The following is a 22,655-nucleotide window of genomic DNA, read 5'->3' on the forward strand; positions in this document are numbered from 1 at the left end:
GAAGGTTCTTCAGTTGGATCTGGCTCATTCTCATCAACGCCATTGCAACCGCACAAGAAACCTACAGATAAAATAGTAGACATGATAGCAAGTAGATATTTTCTTTTCTTCAAGTGATTACTGCTCCTTTCAGATAAATATTTGTATTATTATTATCCGCTTAAAGAAAAAGAATATGCTAAAGTTTTCCCAACATTTTTTTCCTTTATATCAATCTAGAATCAAATTCAATAATTAAGGAATTGACTAAATGTCTGTGGTTTATCGCAAAACATATCTCTAGGAAAAGTTACTTTAGTAAAAAATGTACAATACTATGTACTGTGATTTATCAAAGGTATCGTTAGGGTTGTCTCAAATCCACAAAAATTAATTTTCTATATACATTTATAATCCAGGTAACAAAAGAATTAAATAAATATGTAGTATTGCCAATAGCTATACTGGTTAAGATTCCTATGAAGGCACTTCCTATGATATCAAATGGATAATGATGCCCTAGCCAGATACGTGAAAAACCTGTCAAAATTGCTAAGAACCACATGATTGAGCCAAATAAACGCTCACGAAGTAAGACGGAGGTTGCTAAGGCAAATGCTACGGCTGTATGTTTACTAGGAAATGAAGAATTATTCTTTGATGGAATAAGTAAACGCACACGGTGTATAACAAACGGACGAGGTTTAAAATAAAAGAGCTGGATAAAACGGTTTATACATAATGAAAATCCTACTGATACCCCTGCAAATAAAATGATTTTTTTGTAAGAATTGTTTCTAAACCACATTAAGGCTAACAAAAAAATGTACAGGAATCGAGTCTTTTGTGAAATAAATATCATAAATTTATCTATGGTTGAATTACGACCAGCTAGACGATTGATAGCCCTAAACATTTTGTAATTCATGCAGATGCTCTCCTTTGTTTTTGACATATTTATATAAATATCATGCCCTCGCGAAAGAGAAATATGTAGTGTGAATGTCCTTTCTTATTATTCTACTCGGTATAAATAGATAAATAATATATAGTTGCAAATCGAACATGTTTAACGTGATATGCTCCTCCTACTGGTTATGTACATTTTTAGTTTAGACACAAAAATTTATAGAAAGCACACTCCTCTATATTCTCTTGGCATTCTTAACTTGATATTGATATAGAGCTACACCTACACCTTTTAGAGCTGTTTACGAAGACTGTAAATGTTATTCTTACTGAAAAATAATAGTTAAGTTTAGGTACGCGAATAATACTGTGAATATAGCTATTTTCTTTGTGAATATCTACTAGACAAGATCACTCCCCTCATTAAAAAAGCTGTTCTTAAGTGTAAACTAAGGCAAACAGTTCTAAGTACTCTGTATACGAAATTGCGATTTTTCAAATACTTTAAGTAGAAAGCCTTTCAATAGGAGTGAAAAAAGTGATAAGAGACAAAAGTAAAATGATTCATCTATTTTTATTATTAATTGTTACCACAGTTTTTATATGGTCTGTTATTAAGCCTGCAAGATACTCGACATGGGCAGCGGAAGCTATTCCTGCCGTTCTCGGTCTAATCAGTATAATTGCAATATACAATAAGTTTCGCTTTACCACTCTCTCTTATATCATTATTGCAATACTAGCCATTATAATGTTCGTCGGCGGTCATTACACATACTCAAAGGTTCCTCTTTTTAATTGGCTAAAAGATATTTTTGATTTAAATCGAAATCACTACGATCGATTTGGACATTTGATAAAAGGCTTGTTTACAATTGTGATAAGAGAAATATTATTACGGAAAACTCAACTAACCAAAGGCTCTTGGTTAGTTACGATCAGTATAAGCATTTCGCTTGCTATCGCTGCATTATACGAAATTATTGAATGGTTAGCTTTTAAAATAACAAAGGGAGGAACAGCAGCTAAAGACTTTTTAGGTACACAAGGCGATATGTGGGATGCACAATGGGATATGTCGCTTGCCTTAGTTGGTTCGATTCTGGCATTACTCATTCTTTCAACACTACATAACCGTCTATTAAAAGATAATTAAAAAAAGAGTATATATAGAGGAATCTGTGTAGCATTGTCATGTGTTGATGCAAACAGAAGATAGTGATTTCATGGACAGAATTATAGAAGAAGTAAATGAGTAATAACGATGCTAGTACCAGAGGAAATGGAAGTGTAAGAGCAGGACGCAGCACTCCCATAGAAACGTCAATACGGTTTTGGTGGAGGGGATGGCTTTCGTCCAAGATATCGTCGTTATAGATGACGAAGATATCTTGGACAAACTTTTCTAAGATTATTTTTGTATCCCTATTACTATTATCTTTAAAATCTTTTACCCCGCCCTAACAGGCAGTAGACCCTCACCTAAATGTTCAGAGGAATCAAACATCACTGCTCCTATTTGTGCCGAACGCCAACAGGGGCGAATTCCCACTATTGGAAGTTTCATTTTATTCTTGAGACATCTACTTTTTTACTGGTAAAGAAAAAGTTTCTTCCCTGTTCATCTCGGTATGGATAAAAATAAACTGCCTGATCATTTCATTTAACCTCTTCGCTGCTTTTGTAGGAATTTGATGCTTTACGTTATCAATGAATTTCAATTCATTATATGGCAATTTCCCATGCAGTAGTTTCGCATGATCATAAAATGATTTATCTTTCTTACCATAAACCAACAAAACCGGAAGCTCAATATTTCTAAGCTGATTGGTACAATTATAGTACAAACTATAACGATAATACTGCTCGATATTTTGGGCATTTCCTTTTCGAGCTGCTTTAAACATCTTTCTGAACAATTTATGTGTATTTGAATTTCCCCATGAAATAGACAATGCTAAAAATGAAACTGCCCCTGTTTTCGCAAGTTTCACGCCTAGTGAAATCTTATTCTTTAGATATCCATCCCTCACTTCTGACATTCCCCCGATTAGAATACCCCCTAAGGCACTTTCGACATAAGTCAACAAAAATTCTAATGCGACAGAGCTTCCGGTCGAATATCCGCATATGAAGGCTTTTTTGACTTCCAAATGATCCAATAAACGTCTAATATCTTGGGCAATCAGCGGATAGGTTATCGGTTGTCTTGAATACTGACTCCTTCCGTGTCCTCTAATATCAAAAGCAATCACTTTAAACTCTTTGGATAATTTCTCTATTTGGTACTCAAAATTTACACAAGTGAGTACAGGAGGATGAATAAAAACAATAGGAATTCCTTTTCCCTTAACGATATAATACAGACTACTACCGTCCACATCCAACATTGGCATGTATGTAATCACCTCTTTGAATTTATGTTACTATTATTTTGCATATCTTCAATAAAAAATATTTAGGGAATTTTAGGCTTTTTAGGAAAGAAAAATGATGAGGTATTAGCATAAGTTGGCATCATAAATTTCCATAAAACAATGCAATATAAAGTATGTGAAATTGAACATAGTGCTTCTTTTTCCTAAATTTTTTACAGGGGGCAAAAAATGAACACTCTTAACTTCTTTATGTCATTATTCAATTTTGGAAGAAGAACTCAGCAAATATTTAAACTGTTTAGAAATAGACGAAATAATAATAGAGGGTGGATTTGGGTTTCTTTACTAGGGCTAGGAACCGTTTTTGGTGTAGTAGCAACGCGTAATTCAAATATGATGAGACCTATCCAACGTATATTCCAAGGTTTTCAAAATACAACAAGAACATTTATTCTATCCAAAGTAAACTTGGCAAATATGGAGTTTGCCGATGAAATTACGCCTAACAACCAAAAGAAACAAGGTAATCCAAACCAATAATTGTCACCTATAATAAAAAAGTTCGTCTCATAGTGACGAACTTTTTTATTATACTTATAAACCGATATCTTATTGTCCACAACTATTGAATCACTAACAAAACCCTAACATAAACAAGTTAGTGAATGATACACTTTCAATAGTAAGGTTTAAATATTTTGATAAACAGAAAAAATTTTTTTGCTCATTTTATACAAATCATTCAAAACCTCTAAAATTGAACTGTATACTTTGATACAAAGATAGATAACCTAAATTTTGAAGTTATATTTTCAAGGAGGAAACAATTTATGACAGTAATCACTAAACTCAAACAAACTATCTCTGGTTTGAAAAGTGCGCAAGCATCTTTAGAAGGATTTGTTCTTGATACTGACAATCAGCAAGCAAAACAACTATATCAAAATGCAGCTCAGCAAGCGCAGACAATTATTGATTCTTTAGAACCACGTGTTCAGGAAGTTCAACAAGAGGAGCCTCAGTATAATCAATAAAATGGGGTGATTACTAGACTTTTGGCATAAGCAGCATCATGGTTGGATTTATATACCTAGAAAGTATTTATACTTTTTAGGTTAACTGAAGAGAGATGATTCAATGTCATCCTTTTTCTTCAGGTAATAAACCGAGAAATAACAAGTTTTCCGTATTTTATAAAACAGTAAGCGAACTCCAATTTCTTTTTGTTAGCTATTATCAACATTAAAAAAACCAACTTTTTCACATTTAGAGGTAGTACCAGCGTTCCTACAACTGGAGGCACAGTGGCATTTCCAATAGGCAAGATGCTACTTTGCTTCTTTATATTCCTTCATTATTTTATAAAACGTGTTTTTCTTTAGTTCTAACATTTCCATAAACATAACAGCTGTTACTTCTCCACTCTTCCATTTGGAATGAGTTTCTTCTATCAAATAATTGCATGATTGTTGGTACTTACGATCTGTTGGTTAATCCATATATCAAGCAACTAATCCTTGTGCGTGATATTTACTTCTTCCTCTTTAGGAATAGATTAAAAACCTACGTTAATAGCTATGTCGCGATACTTATATTTTAAGCTAATGACATAGTCCAGGATTAAAAGATATGGAGCGTTGAGACTATCATGATCAACGATTTATAAATGATTGGTCATGAACCTCAATTTTAAAATTTCTATATTGATTCGGACATACTTGGGTGTTTTCAAAAAGGAGGTATTCATTTTGAGTACAGTAGAAAATACACTATCTATTTTTGCTTTAGGTGGCGTTAATGAAATAGGAAAAAACATGTATGTAATACAATATTCAGATGACATTGTGATCATTGATTGTGGTTCTAAATTTCCAGATGAAAGTTTATTAGGAATAGATTTGATTATACCTGATATTACATATTTGCAAGAAAATAAGAATAAAATTTGTGGTTTAGTTGTTACACATGGACATGAGGATCATATTGGAGGTATCCCTTATTTTTTAAAACAACTGAATGTACCAATTTATGCAACGAAATTAACTCTAGGATTAATAGAAATTAAATTAAAAGAACATGGGCTTCAAAATCAAACACAGTTGTTTGTTATTGATTCTGATTCGTTAATTGATTTCGGAAAGATAAATCTAACCTTTTTTAAAACCAATCATAGTATTCCTGATTGCCTCGGGATTGCTTTTCATACCCCAGAAGGTACAGTAGTTCATACAGGCGATTTCAAGTTTGATTTGACGCCCGTAAATAATCAATATCCAGACATTCATAAAATGGCCAATATTGGAAGCAAAGGTGTTTTAGCTCTACTCTCTGAAAGCACAAATGCCGAACGGCCTGGATTTACCCCATCGGAACGATCAGTAGGTGAACGGATTGAAGAAGCATTTATCAAGGCTCGTAGAAAAGTTATTATCTCTACTTTTGCTTCTAACGTGAATCGTGTACAACAAATCGTAGATGCCGCTTTAAAAACAGATAGAAAGCTTGCTTTGCTTGGGAGAAGCATGGTAAATGTAGTTTCTGTTTCTTTAGAACAAGGATATTTGAATATTCCTGAAGGAATGTTAATTGAAGCAAGTGAAATCAACAGAATGGATCCCAAAAAAATAGCTATCCTTTGCACTGGTAGTCAAGGTGAACCTATGGCTGCTCTGTCTCGATTAGCCAGTGGAAACTATCGACAAGTTGATATCTTACCTGATGATACTGTTATTTTATCTGCAACTCCCATACCAGGAAATGAGCGTAATGTTTCACGTATTATAGATAACTTATTTCTATTGGGAGCCAATGTTATTTATGGATCAGGAAGTTCAACAGGAATGCATGTTTCTGGACATGCCTATCAAGAGGAATTAAAATTAATGCTTACTTTAATAAAACCCCAATATTTTATTCCTATCCATGGCGAATTTAGAATGTTACATCATCACAGTCAACTAGCAGAGTCTGTTGGTGTTAAAAAAGAGAATATCTATGTTATTGGTAATGGTGATGTTGTCGATATAAAAAATCAGATTGCCAATCAATCTAGACGTATACCTGCCGGGAATGTATATGTAGATGGATTAGGTATTGGAGACGTTGGAAATGCTTTATTACGAGATCGCAAACAACTTTCTGAAGATGGCATGCTTGTGATAGTTATCACTCTTAGTAAAACAGAAGCGAGAATAATTTCTGGACCAGACACGGTTTCTCGTGGATTTGTATATGTTCGTGATTCAGAGGATTTCTTAAAGAAAATTAACCGACTAGTTGTGGAAACCATTAACAATTTACAAAAATTAAATATTCATCAATGGAATGTTCTGAAAAGAGAAATAAGAGAAACACTTGGCCATTTTATATACTCACATACAAAAAGAAAACCAATGATTCTCCCCATAATAATTGAAGTCTAAAGTGCTTATTTTTTGTACTAATTAAGTTTACAGCTTTATCAGGTATGATCTAAATAAAGTATACTTTTAAAATTTGCAACTTGGGTGTTTTTGTCTATCCCCCGAAAAGGGGGAATAGACTTTATTTTTTATAAAAATTATATGCTATGTCAAAAAGTACACTTTATGAAAGATTTGAAAATTTTTGTTTTTTATTTAAAAATACAACTTAATCCTATTTAAATGTGTCAATAAAATTGTATACATTAAAAAACCAACTTCTTCCACATTTAGAGGTAGTACCAGCGTTCCTACAACTGGGGGCAAAGTAGCACTTCCAATAGGTGAGATGCTACTTCGCTTCTTCATATTCCTTCATTATTTTATAAAACGTGTTTTTCTTTAGTTCTAACATTCCCATGAACATAACAGCCGTTATTTCTCCACTCTTCCATTTGGAATGAGTTTCTTCTATTGTAAGTATTTGTTGTTTTTTTAAGGTCGAAAGGTTCATCTGAGGACGTCCTAAGTGCTTTCCTTGAGATTTAGCTACAGCAATTCCCTCCGCCTGTCTCTGATGAATTTTTTTGCGTTCTTGGTCTGCAACATAGGAAAGTAAAGATAAAAATTGATCTTCCATTAATCGTCCCATGTCACCCATCTCACGAAATTTACGACTATCAAACAGTGTTTCATTTTCTAACACCACAATATCTGCGTGTAATTCTCTTGTTATGTACTTCCATTCTGAAATTACTTCATCATAATTACGTCCCATGCGATCTAAAGCATCTATGTAAACAATATCACCTGTACTTAATATTTTTCGTAATAATTGATACTGAGGACGATCAAAATGTCGTCCACTTGCTTTATCGACAAAAATACGTCGAGCTTCCACTCCTCGCTCCATCATCTTATGTAATTGACGTTGTTCATTTTGATCTTTTGTACTTACACGTATATATCCATAAATATTCGCCACGTTTGATATTCTCCTTACATTTGTTACCACAATTATATCACTTTCGTTTACAAAGGTATTCATTAAAAATAAACGTTTATAAAAATATTTGTATAACCTTTACAAACAACGCACGAAAGAAAAATATATTTCGTATTAATTAGTGAAACAATCAAAAATAAGGTAAATTATACTATTTGTTTGGTACCAGATGTGATTTGGTATAATTGTATTTAAACAAATTATTGCTAATAGGTAGAGGAAGGAATATAGAGAGTGAAAAAAATATTTCAGGCCAAAAAATTCGTACTATCAATTCTAACGGTAGCCCTAGTAGTCATTATTTATTTTGGGATTCAATCAATTGCATCACCCGCAAGAGGGGTAACAAACCAAGAGAATCCAATTCAGCTTGTAAGCAAACAGCCCAACGTTGATATAAACAAACCAGTACCTAATCAATTTAACGGTCAAATACGGAAAGTTGCATATCTTACATTTGATGATGGACCAGGAAAGTATACAGCTGAGCTTTTAGATATACTAAAACAACAGGATGTTAAAGTAACTTTTTTCTTAACTGGTAAGAATGTAAAGGCCTATCCTGATTTAGTAAAACGAGAAAAAGCAGAAGATCATTATGTGGGTATGCATAGCATGACTCATGATTTCAAAAAATTATATACAAATGGTGACTATGTTAATGAAATGACAACAAATCAAAATTTAATAGCGAACATTATTAAAGAAAAACCACAATTAACCCGACCTCCTTATGGTTCTATGCCTGGATTAAATGAAGAACTTCGTAATAAGGTAGTAGATGGTAGATTTAAAGTATGGGATTGGACAATTGACTCCCTAGATTGGAAGTATAATAACGTACCTATAGAGTCGGCTTCCATGAATATCGCTCAAAATGTACTTACTAATGCAACGAAGTCCCAAGAAGTTATATTAATGCATGACATCCATCCTCAAGCTGTTGCAGCCGTACCAGCCATCATAAAAGGGTTAAAGGAAAAAGGGTATGAATTTGAGGCATATCATGAAAGCAATCACTTCCCTTTAAATTTCTGGCAGGATCCACGTATTTGAGCTTTAAGGAGATGTATAAAGTCACACCTCTATTTATAAAAAAAGATTTAGCCCCTTGTAGAACAACAAGGGGCTATTCAATGTTTTTGCTTATCCTTTAGTTTAAAGCAACACTAGCTATTTATTATTAAACTATATATTTAATAAAGTACTTCCATAAAATTCTTTTTTATGCTATATAATATTTCTAAAGCGCTTAGAAAGGGAGAGGTTTATATAAAAATCATACAAGATTTTACAGAACCTTATTTTAAAACTGTTGGAGAACAAAGTAAGGCATATCGAGTAATTGGTTGCAAAGATGGTAAAGAAAAGCATTTCCCTATTACATTTAAAACATTAAAAAGGGCACGTATATTTAATTACAGGTATGCTTGTGAAAATCCTGAGTGGCTGAATAGAAATGGCGACATAAGTGAGTATAATGTTAAGATGGGGAGACCTGAATATAAAAATATTTGGCACGATAATGTTATAGAGAATGTATATAAAAAGTATACTGATTTTGATAGTTGGGAAATCAATCATTAAAGCAGTAACCAATCGTTCAAATAATCTACAAATAAAATATAAAGAATAATAAATAAGTTATAAAAAGGAGATTCAATAGCATGAATATTGCATTTTTTCTTACTCCTAAAAGTGAATTGGTTTATATAAATATAAATTCAACAATGCGTCAGGCTTTAGAGAAGTTGGAATACCACCGATATACAGCTATCCCCTTGGTCAATACTGAAGGAGAATATGCAGGTACACTTACAGAAGGGGATTTATTATGGAAACTTAAAAACACGTCATCTTTAAGCTTTAACAACACTCATCAAGTTGTTCTGAGTGAAGTTTCTTTACACCGTACGAATGAACCAGTTTCTATCAATGCGGAAATTGAAGACCTTTTATCAAGAGCTATGGAACAAAATTTTGTTCCTGTTATAGATGACGATGGGATTTTTATAGGTATTGTTAAAAGAAGAGATATTATTCAATATTGCGCACAAGGTTTATTATTTAAGAACCATTCTGTATAAACATATGAACTTTAAATTATGTCAAATCCTCAATTTAAAATTCATATAAAAAGAATATATCTTGGTTTAACCAATCATACAATTATAGTATTACGAACTATCAAAAGATATAAGAATATCATTGTTCTATACTTAAATACCCCTGACTTTATACATAAGTCAGGGGTTAATAAAAATATTAATCTCTTATAGAGATAATCTTACTCATCATCACTATCTCCAAAGAAATCACCTAGAAATGATTCTTCCTCATTCATTCCTAGTTCTTCGGTTGCTTCTTCTACCATTTCCTCTACACCTAATCCATCCATTAGTTCATTCAATAATATGCCACCTAATATTCCGACAGCTAAACCCCCAATCATACCTGCAATTGGACTTCTTCCGTTACTGCTCTGATGGGCATGATCGTAGTTTTGTTGTGTCTGATATGAGAATGATTGCGCATAAGCATGCGGATCATTTACCATTTCATTTATATATTCTTTTAAAATATTAGCTATTTGTCTACTTTCTTTTAATACATCTTGTTCAATGAAAAACTCACGTCTTGCTTCCATTTCCCCATGTCTGGTTCTGCAATCTACTTCCATCCAAATGCGAATCCCTGACTCTTCATAAGCAAAACGAATCTCTATTTCATCAACTTCGTTTACAAATAATTCTCTTGGGAAAAAGGAAAATTCTTGACCCAGCTCATCTAACTTACCCGATGTAGATTTCTCCTGAAATCCTAATCGATTCAATGCATAAAAAACATTTTGCACTTCTTCCGGTGCTTCAATAACAAGACGATCAAAGTCTTTTCGATCTACGCCACCTTCAATGTCTAAGTGCGTATCAAAATAGTAAGAAACGCCTCCTCTAGATACAGGAAGATCTCTTGGAATATCATAAGAAAATGAAATTACCTTCGCCTCCTCTGGAAGAATGTTATAGGATCCGTTCAATGGAATTGTTGCCACCTCACGTGTAACAGAGCCTTGTTTTGTTACAACACTCATCATAAAGCGCGCTGTAAGGCTATTCATTTTTTGTTCAACTTGACCGCCTTCAATCCAAGCTTCTCCATACAGTGTTTCTCCAGCAGAATAAGATGGCTTTTTAAAACGCAAATCTACTGTTGCTGCACCTTTACCGAATTTAGCCAAAATCTTTTTAAACATTTTGTCTCTCCCTTTTTTCTTATAATATAGTTATTTATTTAGAGAAAACAAACGGCAACTATTCTGTTACCGCTTGTTTTGTTTCTTTTGCTTTTTGAATTTCTATTTGTTTAATGTGGTGTGTATCTTTAGAAATGACTTTAAATTCATATCCGTCTGCTTCCACAGACTGTCCTTCTTGAATATAATAATTCTGCATCATCACCCAACCACCAATGGTGTCTACATCTTTAGCATCTAAATGTAAATCTAGTAAGTCATTCAATTCATTAATCAGTACCTTCCCATCTACAACTTTATGAGTTTCACTGATATGTTGAATTGGAGCACGTTCATCTTCATCATACTCATCTCGAATTTCCCCAACAATTTCTTCAAGAATATCCTCAATTGTAACAATACCTGCTGTCCCACCATATTCATCATATAATACGGCTAATGGAATACGTTTCTTCTGCATTTCTAACATTAAATTGTGAATTGGAATCGTCTCAATTACTTGAATAACAGGACGTGTATACGAACGAATTGTATCATATGGTTCTGTACTCTTATTTATATATCGAATAAAGAAATCTTTTACATTCACCATACCAATAATCTCGTCTTTATCTTCTCCAAATACAGGATAACGCGTATATTTTTCACTTTGTATTGTATTAATATGTTCCTCTAGAGAATTATCTACGTGCAAACCAATAATTTCTGTGCGAGGTACCATAATTTCTTTTGCAATACGATTATCAAATTCAAAAATGTTATTCACATATTTATACTCTGCTTGATTAATTTCTCCACGCTCATAACTTTCTGAAAGGATGAGACGTAATTCTTCTTCTGAGTGCGCTACTTCATGTTCAGATGCTGGTTTTAAACCAAATAGCCCAGTTAACATTCGTGCAGATCCATTTAATAATCGAATGAACGGGTACATAATTTTGTAAAACCAAATAAGTGGGGTAGAGAGTAATAATGTCACTTTTTCAGCTTTTTGAATTGCGAATGTTTTTGGTGCCAATTCTCCTACTACAACATGCAGGTATGTCATTACAGTAAAGGCAATCCCTAGAGATAAAATACCTGCAACGGAAGAATTGATATGCCATTTTTCAAATAAAGGGTGTAAGAGTCGCTCAATGGTCGGTTCACCTAGCCAACCTAATCCCATTGCTGTGACTGTAATTCCTAATTGACAGGCTGACAAATATTCGTCTAGGTTTGATGTTACTTTTTTGGCAGCCAAGGCACCCTTTCTACCTTCTAATACAAATTGATCAATTTTTGAACTTCTAATTTTTACAATCGCAAATTCTATTGCTACGAAAAAACCTGTAAAAGCGATTAAAACCGCTACCATCACTAAATTCAATATTTCCAACTAATACCTTTAGTTACTTCGAAACTAAAGGATCCACCTCCTATAAAAATCATTCTTGTATATTTTTATTCTTCGTCATTTCCTTGAAAGAAAATCATTACATATTTTAAAAGCTCTAATACTGAGATAAGTGTAGCGGCTACATATGCTAATGCAGCGGCTCCCAAGACTTTATTCACACCTTTTGAGTCTTGGTCAGAAATCATTCCTTCTGCAAGCATCAAACGTTTCGCACGAGCACTTGCATTAAATTCTACTGGCAACGTAACTAACTAAAATGCAACTGCTGCTGAGAAAAAAATGATAGCAATCCCAATTAATGAAAAGGCTTGAAATAAAAATCCACCCAGTAATAAAAATGGGGCAATTCCTGACGCAATGTTTGCAACAGGAAACATTTTGTGTCGAAGGCTTAAGAATCCATACGCTTGATCATGCTTAATTGCATGTCCGACTTCATGTGCTGCAACTGATACAGATGCAATAGAGTGACCATAGTACACACCTTCTGATAGTCTTACAACTCGTACCATTGGATCATAGTGGTCAGTAAGCCTGCCAGGAACAACTTCAATTGGCACACGATATAACCCATTATTATCTAAAATTTTTCGTGCTACCTCAACACCACTGAGTCCCGAATAAGCACCTACCTCAGATCATTTATTAAAATTTCCTTTTACTTTAAAGTGTGCCCATATGGATAAGCCAAACGCAATTAAAATCAGAAAATCCATTGGGTGAAATAACATCGTTTTATTTCTCCTTTAGTTTAAGAATAAAACAAGTGTTTGAATGAGTGTCGTCGTTTGACCAGATAACCCTTTCATATAGAGTCTCTTTTGTTCTTCTGTAAGATTATCGAGTAGTGGTTTCAAATCCATTAACTCACATTCTAATTGTTGAATATGGCTTGACACGTCACTTACTTTTCTTGCAATTTTATTGTTTTCTACTGTTTGGTTTTGTTGATTATCCAATACTTTTCTAATTTCACTGAGTTGCATGTTTAGTTGTTTGCATTTCTCAATGAACTTCAATCGATCCACTGTTGATTCATCGTAGTAACGATAATTTTTGTTGGAACGCTTCGCTTCTAGTAAGCCTAAATTCGTATAATAATCAATGGTTCTTTTCGAAACCTGAGCCAGCTGTGACACCTCTCCGATTCGATATCGGTTCCCAATGATCGTCACCCCTTCACTTAAATTAGCTAAATAGTAGCATACAGAAAAGCGTACAGTCAAACGTTATGGTTTTTATTTTTCAAAAGATTTAATATCGTTCATAAAATAGACATATTTAATCATTTTTATTCTGTATATAAAGGTAGTGTTTTTTATATCTTAGTTGTCAGTTTAGTATTAAGTATATAAAAGAGCAATCAGTATACTTACATTAAGAAATAAAATTTATGTAATTGGTTTGGACATGTAAAGGGGATGGAAGATTGAAAACAAGAGAGCTTCTTAGGGGTACGGCAACGATTCCTTCTTTTTGGAGCCACTCATAAAAATAACACAAGAGGCAAAACGATATTTATCGTCTTATCCTCTTATCTTTCCGTTAATTCACTGATCCAACTGAAATACAGGTATGGCTGAGATAAGTTCAAAAAAATAGAAAGATCTCATTCAAAAAATCTTATCATGAATGCGGTCTTTCTATTAAAATGCTGTTTAATTTCCACCTTAAAAATGCTGTACATTCATTGGCTTTCAAATTAACTCTGTTGTATTAAACCCACAATTTAAACCTTTTTAACAAATTCAGATTTTAATTTCATAGCTCCAAAACCATCAATTTTACAATCAATATCATGGTCTCCATCTACTAAACGGATACTTTTTACTTTTGTACCTATTTTTACGACTGATGAAGTTCCTTTTACTTTAAGGTCTTTAATTACTGTTACAGAATCACCATCGTTTAAGATATTTCCGTTTGCATCTTTAATCACTTTTGTATCTTCACTATTTTCAGTTTCTGATTCTAAAGTCCACTCATGAGCACATTCTGGGCAAACAAAAAGATTTCCATCTTCGTAAGTGTATTCTGAATTACATTTTGGGCAATTTGGTAAATTAGACATATTTTTATTTCCTCCACTCGTTATCATTCATTCTAAATATATAAAAATTTTTTAATTACCTTTTTCCAACTTCGTAAGAATAACAATTACGAAGTTAAAATGTAAGAAGCTTTTCTTATCTGTGTCTTAAGCATCTATTTTTATCGCAGATCATTCAGTTTCTTAATGATCATGTTCGGTGTCGCCCATTCATCACGGTCGAAGTCAGAAATAGACACTTCAATGTTTAAACGTTCTTGAAATTCTACCAATAAAGATACTGTACCAAAAGAATCTAGAATCCCTTCTTCAAATAATTGCACATCTGGGTTATCTTTTACGATATCATTTTCACATACTTCTTCTAAAACATTTAATACTTGATCTTTAAATTCAGACATTTTTTATGCTCCTCTATACTCATGATTTATCATTAATTTTTTCATGGTTTTCTATTTTTTAACACATCATTTAAAAGAATCTGTCCCATCATCATTACAAAGCTACCCCTAGTTTTTGTGTAATAGTTATTCAGATTTAACAAATAATTGTTCCCTGGAACATATGTGATTACAAACCCTTTGTTCTTTTCTTTAGGGAATGGAATGTATATGTTTTTAACATCTGGCTGTATAGCTGGAATGTCTTTCGAAAACAAACCATTTAATTTCGTTAAAAACGTCTTTCCATTAGAGATAGGTTGTATTTTCTCAGCCCTGTTAACACCATTTTTGTTTTTACTTGAATCTATTCCCCATACAATTACACCACCAGAAACACAAGAAAAAAATGACACGCTTTTTTCATAATTCTCTTTATCATCTTTTGAAAGAACACTAATCGTACAATCTGTTTTACATTGAAATGTACAGAAGATATTCTCTTCTTGCTGTTTCATGATCATATGTTGGATGTATGAAAAACCTTCTTGTTCAAACCTTGTAAAAATCTTCTCCGCATTCTCCAAAGTAAACTTTCTCCTTCTCTATTTTTTAATAAAATGATTAAAAGAGTAGATCAAATCAAACAAACTTTGTATGTGAAGTGAATTTTTAAAACTCTAATGCATTTGACTTTTTCTTTATTGTATTCACTTCCTGAGAAAGCCCGGTACATTCATGAAAAGCGAAATGCTTACACCCTATACATTTTTTTGTATTCAAATGTCTTAAAGCATAGTTGATGGCTTCTCCGGTATGATCAAAAAAGTTTTCTTCTCCAATCTCAGCGTACAATCTATTCTTATCTAGTGTTGCTTTTAGCTCTGATTGAATTCCTGAAATGAGAAGTACGCCACCTTGGTTTTTAAAATGCTGAACAATATTCCTAAAGTAAGACTCTCCTGTTGTATCAATAAAAGGAACTTTTCCCATACGCAAAATTAAAACTTTGGGTTTATAATGAATGGTCGCTAAAATGTTTTGTTCAAATGTTTGAGCAGCTCCAAAGAATAACGGTCCTTCTATTGTATAAATACTAATTTGTGGACAATCATGAGCTTTATTTACCACATGTGGTAACAATTTTTCATGCTTCCTTGTATGATCAGGAAGCACTTTAGATATGACAAGCATGTTGCTCATACGTTTTGTAAATAAAATAACAGCTAAAATAAGTCCAATTTCCACAGCTGTTGTCAAACTTGTAAATACAGTCAGTAGAAATGTTACAAGTAATACAAGAGAATCCCCTGTCTTCATTTTAAGTATGTGAATAAAATGTTTTTGCTCACTCATGTTCCAAGCTACCACCATTAAAATGGGAGCCATACTAGCAAGTGGAATATGCGAAGCGTATGGAGCTAATAGTAGAAGTGTGAATAACACAAATACCCCGTGAATAACTCCTGACATCGAAGATGTAGCTCCACTCTTAATATTGGTTGCTGTGCGGGCAATCGCTCCAGTTGCCGGAATCCCTCCAAATAACGGGGTAACAATATTGGCAATGCCCTGACCAATCAGCTCTTTGTTACTGTTGTGCTTACTATTTGTCATACCATCTGCCACGACAGCGGATAAAAGAGATTCAATACCACCCAACATTGCAATAACAAATGCAGGGCCAATTAACTGTTTGATACGCTCTACTGTGATTTCTGGTATATCAAACTGAGGAAGTGTATTGGGAATCTTACCATATGCTGTACCAATAGTAGGCACATGACCTGAGAAAAATACAGTTGCAATGATAGTTGAAATTACAACACCTACTAATGAACCAGGTACTTTAGGTGAAATTTTTGGTGTTATGAGTATAACAAAAAAGCAAATCAAAGCAGTTATAACACTGTAAAAATTGGTAGTACCGATATGAGTGAAGATTTCCTGCAGGTTTGCTATAAATTCCTCGTGTTTTTTTATACCTGTTAGACCTAAAAAACTAGCAATTTGTCCCGTAAAGATCATGACGGCAATACCTGACGTAAAACCAATTGTTACAGGACGTGGGATAAACTTAATTAAAGATCCCAGTTTAAAAATTCCCATAAGACATAAGATAATTCCGGCTAACAAACCAGCAAGTAGTAAATCTTCATATCCATAGGTAATGACAATTCCTAAAAGAATTGGAACAAAGGCACCTGTAGGTCCTCCAATTTGATACTTTGAACCACCAAATAGTGAAATGAGTATCCCAGCAATACATGTTGTATAAATCCCATACTCTGGCTTAACACCAGAGGCTATAGCAAAAGACATAGCAAGTGGTATCGCAACAACTCCGACAATCATTCCTGACAGAAGATCCTTTTGAAAATGTTCCAATGAATATCCTTCAAACCTTCCCGTAAATAACCCTCTCATTACAAACCCTTCTTTTCTATTTTTAATAAATCTGGATTACAAATGCATTTCTCGTTCCCTTATACAGGAGATTTTCATTTTCACAAAAGAAAACATTATCCTAATATTTACTATACGTTTTTCTTAAATGACGATCTAATTTACCTACATCTCCACCTTGTTGTACGTAGGATTTCAACCTTTCCGCTAGAAGTTCTCCGGCTCGACTATCTAGCTTCTTCGTATCAATAAACGATGTAATCCTTATCTTATCTGGAGTCATATCTCTACGAAACATCTGTCCTGGGATTTCACTCCAAAAACGATTCCATTCATCTAATAATCCGATTTGATCAAATAAAAAACCTTGAATCCCACATAACCAAGCTGTACAAGCTGTATTTCTTTTTTGACATCCAACTCCATCTTGTAAATGCTGACATGAAAAACAACAAGAATTCCCACTTTTAATACAAACATTACAAACGTGATGAGCTCCTATTGAGCGAAATATTTCAGTCCCATGTTGGATGATATCTTCTTTCTTAACTTCAATGCTCAACCTACCCCTCCTTAACTATCGTTTCAAGTTCTGTTTCATCTAGTTCTTCTAACATTGAAATTGTATCGATTAAATGGTTGTTAAAAATTTTTCGTGCAACTACCAGTAAATCTACAATCATAGGGTCTCGTAGAGAATATAAAACTCGTTTTCCATCTTTAATACCAACAACAATGTTTTTTGAACGTAGTACACTTAATTGTTGAGAAACAGCTGAACCTTCCTTGTTAAGGATGGTTTGAATTTCATTTACACTTCTTTCACCCTCTGACAATAGTTCTAAAATACCTATTCGCAAAGGATGTGATAAGGCTTTAAAAAAATCAGCTTTAAATTGTTGCATTTCATTTCCCATTAAAACACCTACTTATTTTTGATTAAAAAAAGTATCATATACATCTTCAAATGTTTGAATATGTATATGATACTTCTAGAACTTACAATTTTCAATAAAAACATTTGAACCCATATGGGTAAATTATTATTAGGTACATATTGTAATACTACGCCCCGTTTTTACACGTATTTCGGTTATACCCTAATATCAGTTACATTAGTATTGAATATTTTCATGAGAAATTATAGCACACGATTCATAAAAAACGATATTTAATGAGATATTATGACATGTATCGAAATACATAAAGAAGGTGAATGACGTGAAAAGACTTCTAATTTTGTATGTCCTGGTTTCAATTTTAGCGGGCTGTTCTACAAAACAATCTCCAGTTGAAAAGCATGAATCTAACGTTGGACATGAAAATGTTGAATTAACAAAAAATACAAAAAATCCCACATTCCAAAATGAACCACTTCAATCCCCAGCTCCTTCAGTCCAAGAAAAGGTCATTTTAGACGTGCCATTAATATCTCAAAAACCTGAATTGAAATACGGATGCGAAGTTACGAGCTTAGCGATGGTATTACAGTACGCTGGTATTAAAGTGAATAAAATGCAGTTAGCCAACAGTATCAAAAAAGATAATACCCCGCTGTCTATGAATAAAAACGGAGACATCATTCAATGGGGGAATCCTAAAGAAGGATTCGTTGGAGATATAACGGGTAAAACTAAGGGATATGCTGTCTACGTCCAACCGTTACAAGAATTGATGGAACGTTATCTTCCAAATCGCACAGTGAACTTAACAGGAAAAGCTTTCAATGATGTGCTAGCTCAAATCAAAATGGATAAACCTGTAGTGGTTTGGACGACCGGAGATTACAAAGTTCCGGATAGATGGGAGTCTTGGAAACATGGGAACAAACAAATCACAGCTCCTCTGGATTTACACGCTGTTGTACTTATAGGTTTTGAGGATGGGTACATTTATATTAATGATCCTTTAAGCGGAAAAAAAGCGCATAAGGTAAACCAAGAAACTTTCATTCAATCTTGGGATACATTGGGGAAACAAGCCTTATCATATCGTTAACGAATTTAAATGCGTTTAATATCTATAGGAGTCCAAAGTAAAGAACGTGAATCTTGTACGCTAAGTGATTACCCTCATGAAAAAGTTGATTTTTTATTTCTCTATCTAGAGGCGCGCCAACCGAATGACATAAAACTCACAATAATACATTTTTCAGAGGTTAAAACCCTTATTTTCCCACAATAAAGGGGTTCTAGAGCAAAAAAAGCTAATTTTGTACGCTAAGCCAATCTAAAGCTCCTATTAACTTCTATTTCCTGTTAGATTTTTTTGCCATTATAATCGACCAGGGGTGTTCATTCCAAATACCAAATCCTTCTGAATGCTTTTTATGGGTGTTTTTATAAATGCTCTGTCCATGAAATAAAACTAAGTTATCAGTCTAATTCTATATTTTACTAAAATGACCTATCTTAATTTTAAATTTACAACCCAAAAAAAGCCGGTTTTTCCTCTGTTAAGGGGAATTAACGGCTTTTTGCACTCTAATATTTTCTTTTTAACCTTTATCGTAAATCTATCCAATCAAGATTTTCTCTTCTGCATAACGTACCTTACTGTTCTTATTTCCAGACATAGCAAGAGCAAATGCCATTGTTAAAGGACCTAATCTACCTATAAACATCATCACTGTAATCAAAATACGTCCTATAGGGGTAAGATCGCTTGTAAATCCTGCACTCAGTCCTACTGTACCAAATGCAGAAACAGTTTCAAACAGAATTTTTGAGAGTTCAGCCCCTTTTTCCGTAATCGTCAGTAAAAAGAATATGATGAAGATAAAAAGAATGGCTGTAGTAGCGATTGACAACGCCCTATTAACTTGGCCTTGAGGAATTCTTTTCTTAAATACGTTAATGTCGTCCTTATTTTTTATTACTGCCCAAAGTGAAAGTAGAAGAAGTATAGCTGTAGTAACTTTAATCCCTCCACCAGTTGAGCCTGGAGATGCTCCTATGAACATTAAGCCTATGATATAGACTTGAGAACTTATCGTCATTTGACCAATGTCAATTGTATTAAATCCAGCGGTTCTAGGTACGGTTCCTTGAAAATACGCTGCCCATAGCTTATCCCCTAATGGTAAAGAACCTAGTGTAGAAGGATTATGATATTCTAAACCTAAAATCACGAATAGACTAATCGTATTAAGAAAAAGTGTGCCACCTAAAACGAGCTTGGTATGTAGTGAAAGCTTCCTCAAGTTTTTTTTCTCAAGTATATCTAGAATAACTGTAAACCCTATACCACCTGTCATGAATAAAACCGTAATCATGATGTTGACGATAGGATCACCTACCCACTTACTGAGGCTATCAGGTTCTAATCCAAACCCGGCATTATTAAATGCGGAAATGGAGTGAAATATACCATAATATATCGCTTTTTGCCAAGGCATCTCATATGACCAGCGAATGGCTAAAACTAGAGCTCCGAGCAACTCAGTAGCAAGTGTAATGACAATGATTCTCTGAACTAATTTTATAATTCCTTGTAAAGACAAGGAGTTAATGGACTCTTGAAGCAGAAGTCTCTTCCTCAATCCAATTTTTTTCCCTAATATAAGAAACATCAAAATTCCACTGGTCATAAACCCCCAACCACCAAGTTGGATAAGAATAAGTAAAACAACTTGTCCAAATAAAGTAAATGTAGTCCCAGTGTCAACTACTGCGAGCCCTGTTACACATACAGCAGATGTAGATTCAAAAAGAGCATCAATAAATGATAAATGATGACGGTCTTGGGTTGATATAGGTAACATGAGTAAAAAGGTTCCAATTAAAATTAAGCCTAAAAAACCTAATACTAAAATATGTGCTGGATTTAGTTTGAAGAATAGGTTTTGTCTTTTGAAAATTTTATGAACCAAAATAATAACTCCTCTCGAATGGTAAATGTATATGGATGATTAGTTTTCCCATAAAAACAATATCATATAAAGAACAACAGTGTGATATAAATTAAAAAAGTCCTCTTTTCGCTTGCCAGCTAAAAGGAGGACTTTTCACAGATAAGATTTGATAAAATAAATTGCAGAAAGGTTGGATTTAGATGGCAAATGACTACCTAAAAACATCTAACAACCAGTATATTCTAACACATACATCTAAAAAAAGAAAAAGAGGTACGAAAAAGCGATATTACAACGTTTAGAGATTCAGCTGAGAAACGTGTATATCTCGGCTGAACCCCTTTATCATTTTAAAGAATTATTCTTAAATAATAAACCTTGTGCACAATAGTGGATAATATCTCTTCTTTTAACAATACCTATAAAAATGCCCTCGTCATCTATAACAGGAACAAAGTTTTGCTCCATAGCTCTTGATACAAGGTCTTCAATTTCTGCATTGATGGAAACCGGTTCATTAAAGCGATGTAAAGAAACCTCACTCAAAAGAACTTGATGAGTATTGTTAAAGCTTAAAGATGATGTTTTTTTGAGTTTCCAGAGTAAATCTCCTTCTGTAAGTGTACCTGCATATTCCCCTTTATCATTCACTAAGGGGATAGCTGTATATCGATGGTGTTCCAACTTTTCTAAAGCCTGACGCATCGTTGAATTTATATTTATATATGCAAGTTCACTCTTGGGTGTAAGAAAAAATGCAATATTCATTTTATTGATTGCTCCTTTAACATTTCATTTCCTAATTAATCTTTATATTTTATTCATAACATTATTTGAAATATAGGGTTCAAACTAAGTTCTTCTGCATAAATTTATATTTAATGGATTATCTCTTATTTCTTTTTAACAAACAAGTATTTTATGAAATTTTATCATAAAATACCATATTTTACTTTTCGATAAAACAAAAAAAGCCCTACTTTACAGAGCTTTTAATCATTAATAATAGTGCTCCCCCATCACTATCAAGCTAACAGAAACAAATATTCCAAACAGAAAACTTTGGGGTCTGTATAGCGGTGAAACCGAATCACGTAATAAGCATTAGCGGACATTATTTTCTCATTAATACCTTAAAAACCATATCCATTTTCTCTCTACTCTTACCAAGATTAAGGACTTCTTTGCTAGTTTCTAATAATACTTGTCGCGATTTACCCATGTGTTATCCAATCATTGAAATCAGCGTAATTTTTATATACATTTTCTATAACATTATCATGCCAGACATTTTTATATTCATCTCTGCCCAGTTTAACATTATACTCACTGATATCACCATTTGCATTTAGCCATTCAGGGTTTCTGTGAGCATGTCTATGGTTGAACGTTCTTGCCTTTTTTAATGTTTTAAATGTAATCGGAAAAGGTTTTTCTTCTCCATCTTTGCAACCAATCACTCTATATGTCTTATTTCGTTCACCAACAGTTTTAAAATAAGGTTCTGTAAAACGTTCTATTTGTTTCATATGAACATTCCCCTTTCTAAACACCTTAGATACATTATATAAAATTAATTACCTTGTTATCGAATATAAAAATAAAAAGAACTTGTAGAAATACTACAAGTTCTTTTTATTT

23 protein-coding genes and 2 pseudogenes are annotated in these 22,655 nt (G+C 33.3%); 8 read left to right on the forward strand and 17 right to left on the reverse strand.

The window, feature by feature from the left end; all coding sequences use genetic code 11:
* Positions 1-343: 343 nt before the first annotated feature.
* On the reverse strand, positions 344-907 hold the full coding sequence (locus V7038_RS15380) for an undecaprenyl-diphosphatase (RefSeq protein WP_335470774.1): 564 nt from the start codon (positions 905-907) through the stop codon (positions 344-346).
* Between the two features lie 519 nt (positions 908-1,426).
* On the opposite strand from V7038_RS15380, the gene V7038_RS15385 reads away from it, so the two are divergent.
* Positions 1,427-2,044 (forward strand): DUF2238 domain-containing protein, encoded by a 618-nt coding sequence (locus tag V7038_RS15385; protein WP_335470776.1) that lies wholly within the window; start codon positions 1,427-1,429, stop codon positions 2,042-2,044.
* A 427-nt stretch (positions 2,045-2,471) separates the two neighbouring features.
* Here the strand turns inward: V7038_RS15385 and V7038_RS15390 are convergent, their stop codons facing one another.
* Positions 2,472-3,284 (reverse strand): alpha/beta fold hydrolase, encoded by an 813-nt coding sequence (locus V7038_RS15390; protein ID WP_335470779.1) that lies wholly within the window; start codon positions 3,282-3,284, stop codon positions 2,472-2,474.
* 210 nt (positions 3,285-3,494) lie between these two features.
* Here V7038_RS15390 and V7038_RS15395 point away from each other — a divergent pair, with 210 nt between their 5' ends.
* Positions 3,495-3,806 (forward strand): hypothetical protein, encoded by a 312-nt coding sequence (locus tag V7038_RS15395; RefSeq protein ID WP_335470781.1) that lies wholly within the window; start codon positions 3,495-3,497, stop codon positions 3,804-3,806.
* Between the two features lie 290 nt (positions 3,807-4,096).
* Complete coding sequence (locus V7038_RS15400; protein ID WP_033678948.1) at positions 4,097-4,300, forward strand: DUF1657 domain-containing protein; 204 nt, start codon at positions 4,097-4,099, stop codon at positions 4,298-4,300.
* A gap of 294 nt (positions 4,301-4,594) precedes the next feature.
* Here the strand turns inward: V7038_RS15400 and V7038_RS15405 are convergent.
* Positions 4,595-4,720, reverse strand: a pseudogene (locus tag V7038_RS15405) (recombinase family protein); the annotation flags it as partial.
* A gap of 294 nt (positions 4,721-5,014) precedes the next feature.
* On the opposite strand from V7038_RS15405, the gene V7038_RS15410 reads away from it, so the two are divergent.
* A complete protein-coding gene (locus V7038_RS15410; protein ID WP_335470783.1) occupies positions 5,015-6,688 on the forward strand; it encodes a ribonuclease J in 1,674 nt (557 codons plus the stop codon).
* Positions 6,689-7,019: 331 nt separating this feature from the next.
* Here the strand turns inward: V7038_RS15410 and V7038_RS15415 are convergent, their stop codons facing one another.
* Positions 7,020-7,652, reverse strand: a complete 633-nt coding sequence (locus tag V7038_RS15415; protein WP_335470786.1) for a recombinase family protein — start codon at positions 7,650-7,652, stop codon at positions 7,020-7,022.
* A gap of 255 nt (positions 7,653-7,907) precedes the next feature.
* On the opposite strand from V7038_RS15415, the gene V7038_RS15420 reads away from it, so the two are divergent.
* The 3 genes from V7038_RS15420 (at position 7,908) to V7038_RS15430 (ending at position 9,760) form a co-directional block, all read left to right on the forward strand.
* Positions 7,908-8,729 carry a peptidoglycan-N-acetylglucosamine deacetylase gene (locus tag V7038_RS15420; RefSeq protein ID WP_088059671.1) on the forward strand — a complete coding sequence of 274 codons (822 nt, stop codon included), beginning with the start codon at positions 7,908-7,910 and terminating at the stop codon, positions 8,727-8,729.
* A 171-nt stretch (positions 8,730-8,900) separates the two neighbouring features.
* Complete coding sequence (locus V7038_RS15425) at positions 8,901-9,260, forward strand: hypothetical protein (protein WP_335470788.1); 360 nt, start codon at positions 8,901-8,903, stop codon at positions 9,258-9,260.
* Between the two features lie 80 nt (positions 9,261-9,340).
* On the forward strand, positions 9,341-9,760 hold the full coding sequence (locus tag V7038_RS15430) for a CBS domain-containing protein (protein WP_070146030.1): 420 nt from the start codon (positions 9,341-9,343) through the stop codon (positions 9,758-9,760).
* Positions 9,761-9,960: 200 nt separating this feature from the next.
* Here the strand turns inward: V7038_RS15430 and V7038_RS15435 are convergent, their stop codons facing one another.
* The 10 genes and pseudogenes from V7038_RS15435 to V7038_RS15480 form a co-directional block, all read right to left on the reverse strand.
* A complete protein-coding gene (locus V7038_RS15435; RefSeq protein ID WP_335470790.1) occupies positions 9,961-10,926 on the reverse strand; it encodes a sporulation protein in 966 nt (321 codons plus the stop codon).
* A gap of 58 nt (positions 10,927-10,984) precedes the next feature.
* On the reverse strand, positions 10,985-12,304 hold the full coding sequence (locus tag V7038_RS15440; RefSeq protein ID WP_098610056.1) for a hemolysin family protein: 1,320 nt from the start codon (positions 12,302-12,304) through the stop codon (positions 10,985-10,987).
* Between the two features lie 65 nt (positions 12,305-12,369).
* Positions 12,370-13,056: pseudogene (locus V7038_RS15445) on the reverse strand (zinc metallopeptidase).
* A 15-nt stretch (positions 13,057-13,071) separates the two neighbouring features.
* Complete coding sequence (locus tag V7038_RS15450) at positions 13,072-13,500, reverse strand: MerR family transcriptional regulator (protein WP_335470793.1); 429 nt, start codon at positions 13,498-13,500, stop codon at positions 13,072-13,074.
* A gap of 554 nt (positions 13,501-14,054) precedes the next feature.
* Positions 14,055-14,396, reverse strand: a complete 342-nt coding sequence (locus V7038_RS15455; RefSeq protein WP_000067662.1) for a zinc ribbon domain-containing protein YjdM — start codon at positions 14,394-14,396, stop codon at positions 14,055-14,057.
* Between the two features lie 140 nt (positions 14,397-14,536).
* Positions 14,537-14,776, reverse strand: coding sequence for a D-alanine--poly(phosphoribitol) ligase subunit DltC (dltC, locus tag V7038_RS15460; protein WP_016107073.1), 240 nt, complete (start codon positions 14,774-14,776; stop codon positions 14,537-14,539).
* A gap of 41 nt (positions 14,777-14,817) precedes the next feature.
* Positions 14,818-15,342, reverse strand: a complete 525-nt coding sequence (locus tag V7038_RS15465; protein WP_335470796.1) for a hypothetical protein — start codon at positions 15,340-15,342, stop codon at positions 14,818-14,820.
* Between the two features lie 85 nt (positions 15,343-15,427).
* Positions 15,428-17,182: a SulP family inorganic anion transporter gene (locus V7038_RS15470; protein ID WP_335470801.1), complete on the reverse strand. Its 1,755-nt coding sequence runs from the start codon at positions 17,180-17,182 to the stop codon at positions 15,428-15,430.
* A 100-nt stretch (positions 17,183-17,282) separates the two neighbouring features.
* On the reverse strand, positions 17,283-17,723 hold the full coding sequence (locus V7038_RS15475) for a DNA mismatch repair protein (protein ID WP_071757861.1): 441 nt from the start codon (positions 17,721-17,723) through the stop codon (positions 17,283-17,285).
* Between the two features lies 1 nt (position 17,724).
* Entirely contained in the window at positions 17,725-18,078 is a 354-nt protein-coding gene (locus V7038_RS15480; RefSeq protein ID WP_000526192.1) for an ArsR/SmtB family transcription factor, read from the reverse strand.
* 304 nt (positions 18,079-18,382) lie between these two features.
* On the opposite strand from V7038_RS15480, the gene V7038_RS15485 reads away from it, so the two are divergent.
* The gene (locus V7038_RS15485; protein ID WP_335470804.1) at positions 18,383-19,159 is read left to right on the forward strand and encodes a C39 family peptidase; all 777 of its coding nucleotides are present in this window, start codon (positions 18,383-18,385) and stop codon (positions 19,157-19,159) included.
* A gap of 517 nt (positions 19,160-19,676) precedes the next feature.
* On the opposite strand, the gene V7038_RS15490 is transcribed toward V7038_RS15485, so the two are convergent.
* The 3 genes from V7038_RS15490 to V7038_RS15500 form a co-directional block, all read right to left on the reverse strand.
* Positions 19,677-21,032 (reverse strand): TrkH family potassium uptake protein, encoded by a 1,356-nt coding sequence (locus V7038_RS15490; RefSeq protein ID WP_335470807.1) that lies wholly within the window; start codon positions 21,030-21,032, stop codon positions 19,677-19,679.
* Between the two features lie 327 nt (positions 21,033-21,359).
* Positions 21,360-21,782 carry a CBS domain-containing protein gene (locus tag V7038_RS15495; RefSeq protein WP_335470810.1) on the reverse strand — a complete coding sequence of 141 codons (423 nt, stop codon included), beginning with the start codon at positions 21,780-21,782 and terminating at the stop codon, positions 21,360-21,362.
* Between the two features lie 446 nt (positions 21,783-22,228).
* Positions 22,229-22,543 (reverse strand): hypothetical protein, encoded by a 315-nt coding sequence (locus V7038_RS15500; protein WP_335470813.1) that lies wholly within the window; start codon positions 22,541-22,543, stop codon positions 22,229-22,231.
* Positions 22,544-22,655: the final 112 nt, after the last annotated feature.

The organism is Bacillus sp. JJ783 (genome assembly GCF_036963225.1).
GTDB classification, from domain to species: domain Bacteria; phylum Bacillota; class Bacilli; order Bacillales; family Bacillaceae_G; genus Bacillus_A; species Bacillus_A cereus_U.

Excerpts from the sequence above, each read along its gene's own strand:
- V7038_RS15380 (WP_335470774.1), bottom strand. The coding sequence starts at position 907 with ATGAATTACAAAATGTTTAGGGCTATCAATCGTCTAGCTGGTCGTAAT.
- V7038_RS15390 (WP_335470779.1), bottom strand. The coding sequence starts at position 3,284 with ATGCCAATGTTGGATGTGGACGGTAGTAGTCTGTATTATATCGTTAAG.
- V7038_RS15480 (WP_000526192.1), bottom strand. The coding sequence starts at position 18,078 with ATGGGAAATGAAATGCAACAATTTAAAGCTGATTTTTTTAAAGCCTTA.
- V7038_RS15455 (WP_000067662.1), bottom strand. The coding sequence starts at position 14,396 with ATGTCTAATTTACCAAATTGCCCAAAATGTAATTCAGAATACACTTAC.
- V7038_RS15425 (WP_335470788.1), top strand. The coding sequence starts at position 8,901 with ATGCTATATAATATTTCTAAAGCGCTTAGAAAGGGAGAGGTTTATATA.
- V7038_RS15435 (WP_335470790.1), bottom strand. The coding sequence starts at position 10,926 with ATGTTTAAAAAGATTTTGGCTAAATTCGGTAAAGGTGCAGCAACAGTA.
- dltC (WP_016107073.1), bottom strand. The coding sequence starts at position 14,776 with ATGTCTGAATTTAAAGATCAAGTATTAAATGTTTTAGAAGAAGTATGT.
- V7038_RS15395 (WP_335470781.1), top strand. The coding sequence starts at position 3,495 with ATGAACACTCTTAACTTCTTTATGTCATTATTCAATTTTGGAAGAAGA.
- V7038_RS15470 (WP_335470801.1), bottom strand. The coding sequence starts at position 17,182 with ATGAGAGGGTTATTTACGGGAAGGTTTGAAGGATATTCATTGGAACAT.
- V7038_RS15495 (WP_335470810.1), bottom strand. The coding sequence starts at position 21,782 with ATGAATATTGCATTTTTTCTTACACCCAAGAGTGAACTTGCATATATA.
- V7038_RS15430 (WP_070146030.1), top strand. The coding sequence starts at position 9,341 with ATGAATATTGCATTTTTTCTTACTCCTAAAAGTGAATTGGTTTATATA.
- V7038_RS15500 (WP_335470813.1), bottom strand. The coding sequence starts at position 22,543 with ATGAAACAAATAGAACGTTTTACAGAACCTTATTTTAAAACTGTTGGT.
- V7038_RS15400 (WP_033678948.1), top strand. The coding sequence starts at position 4,097 with ATGACAGTAATCACTAAACTCAAACAAACTATCTCTGGTTTGAAAAGT.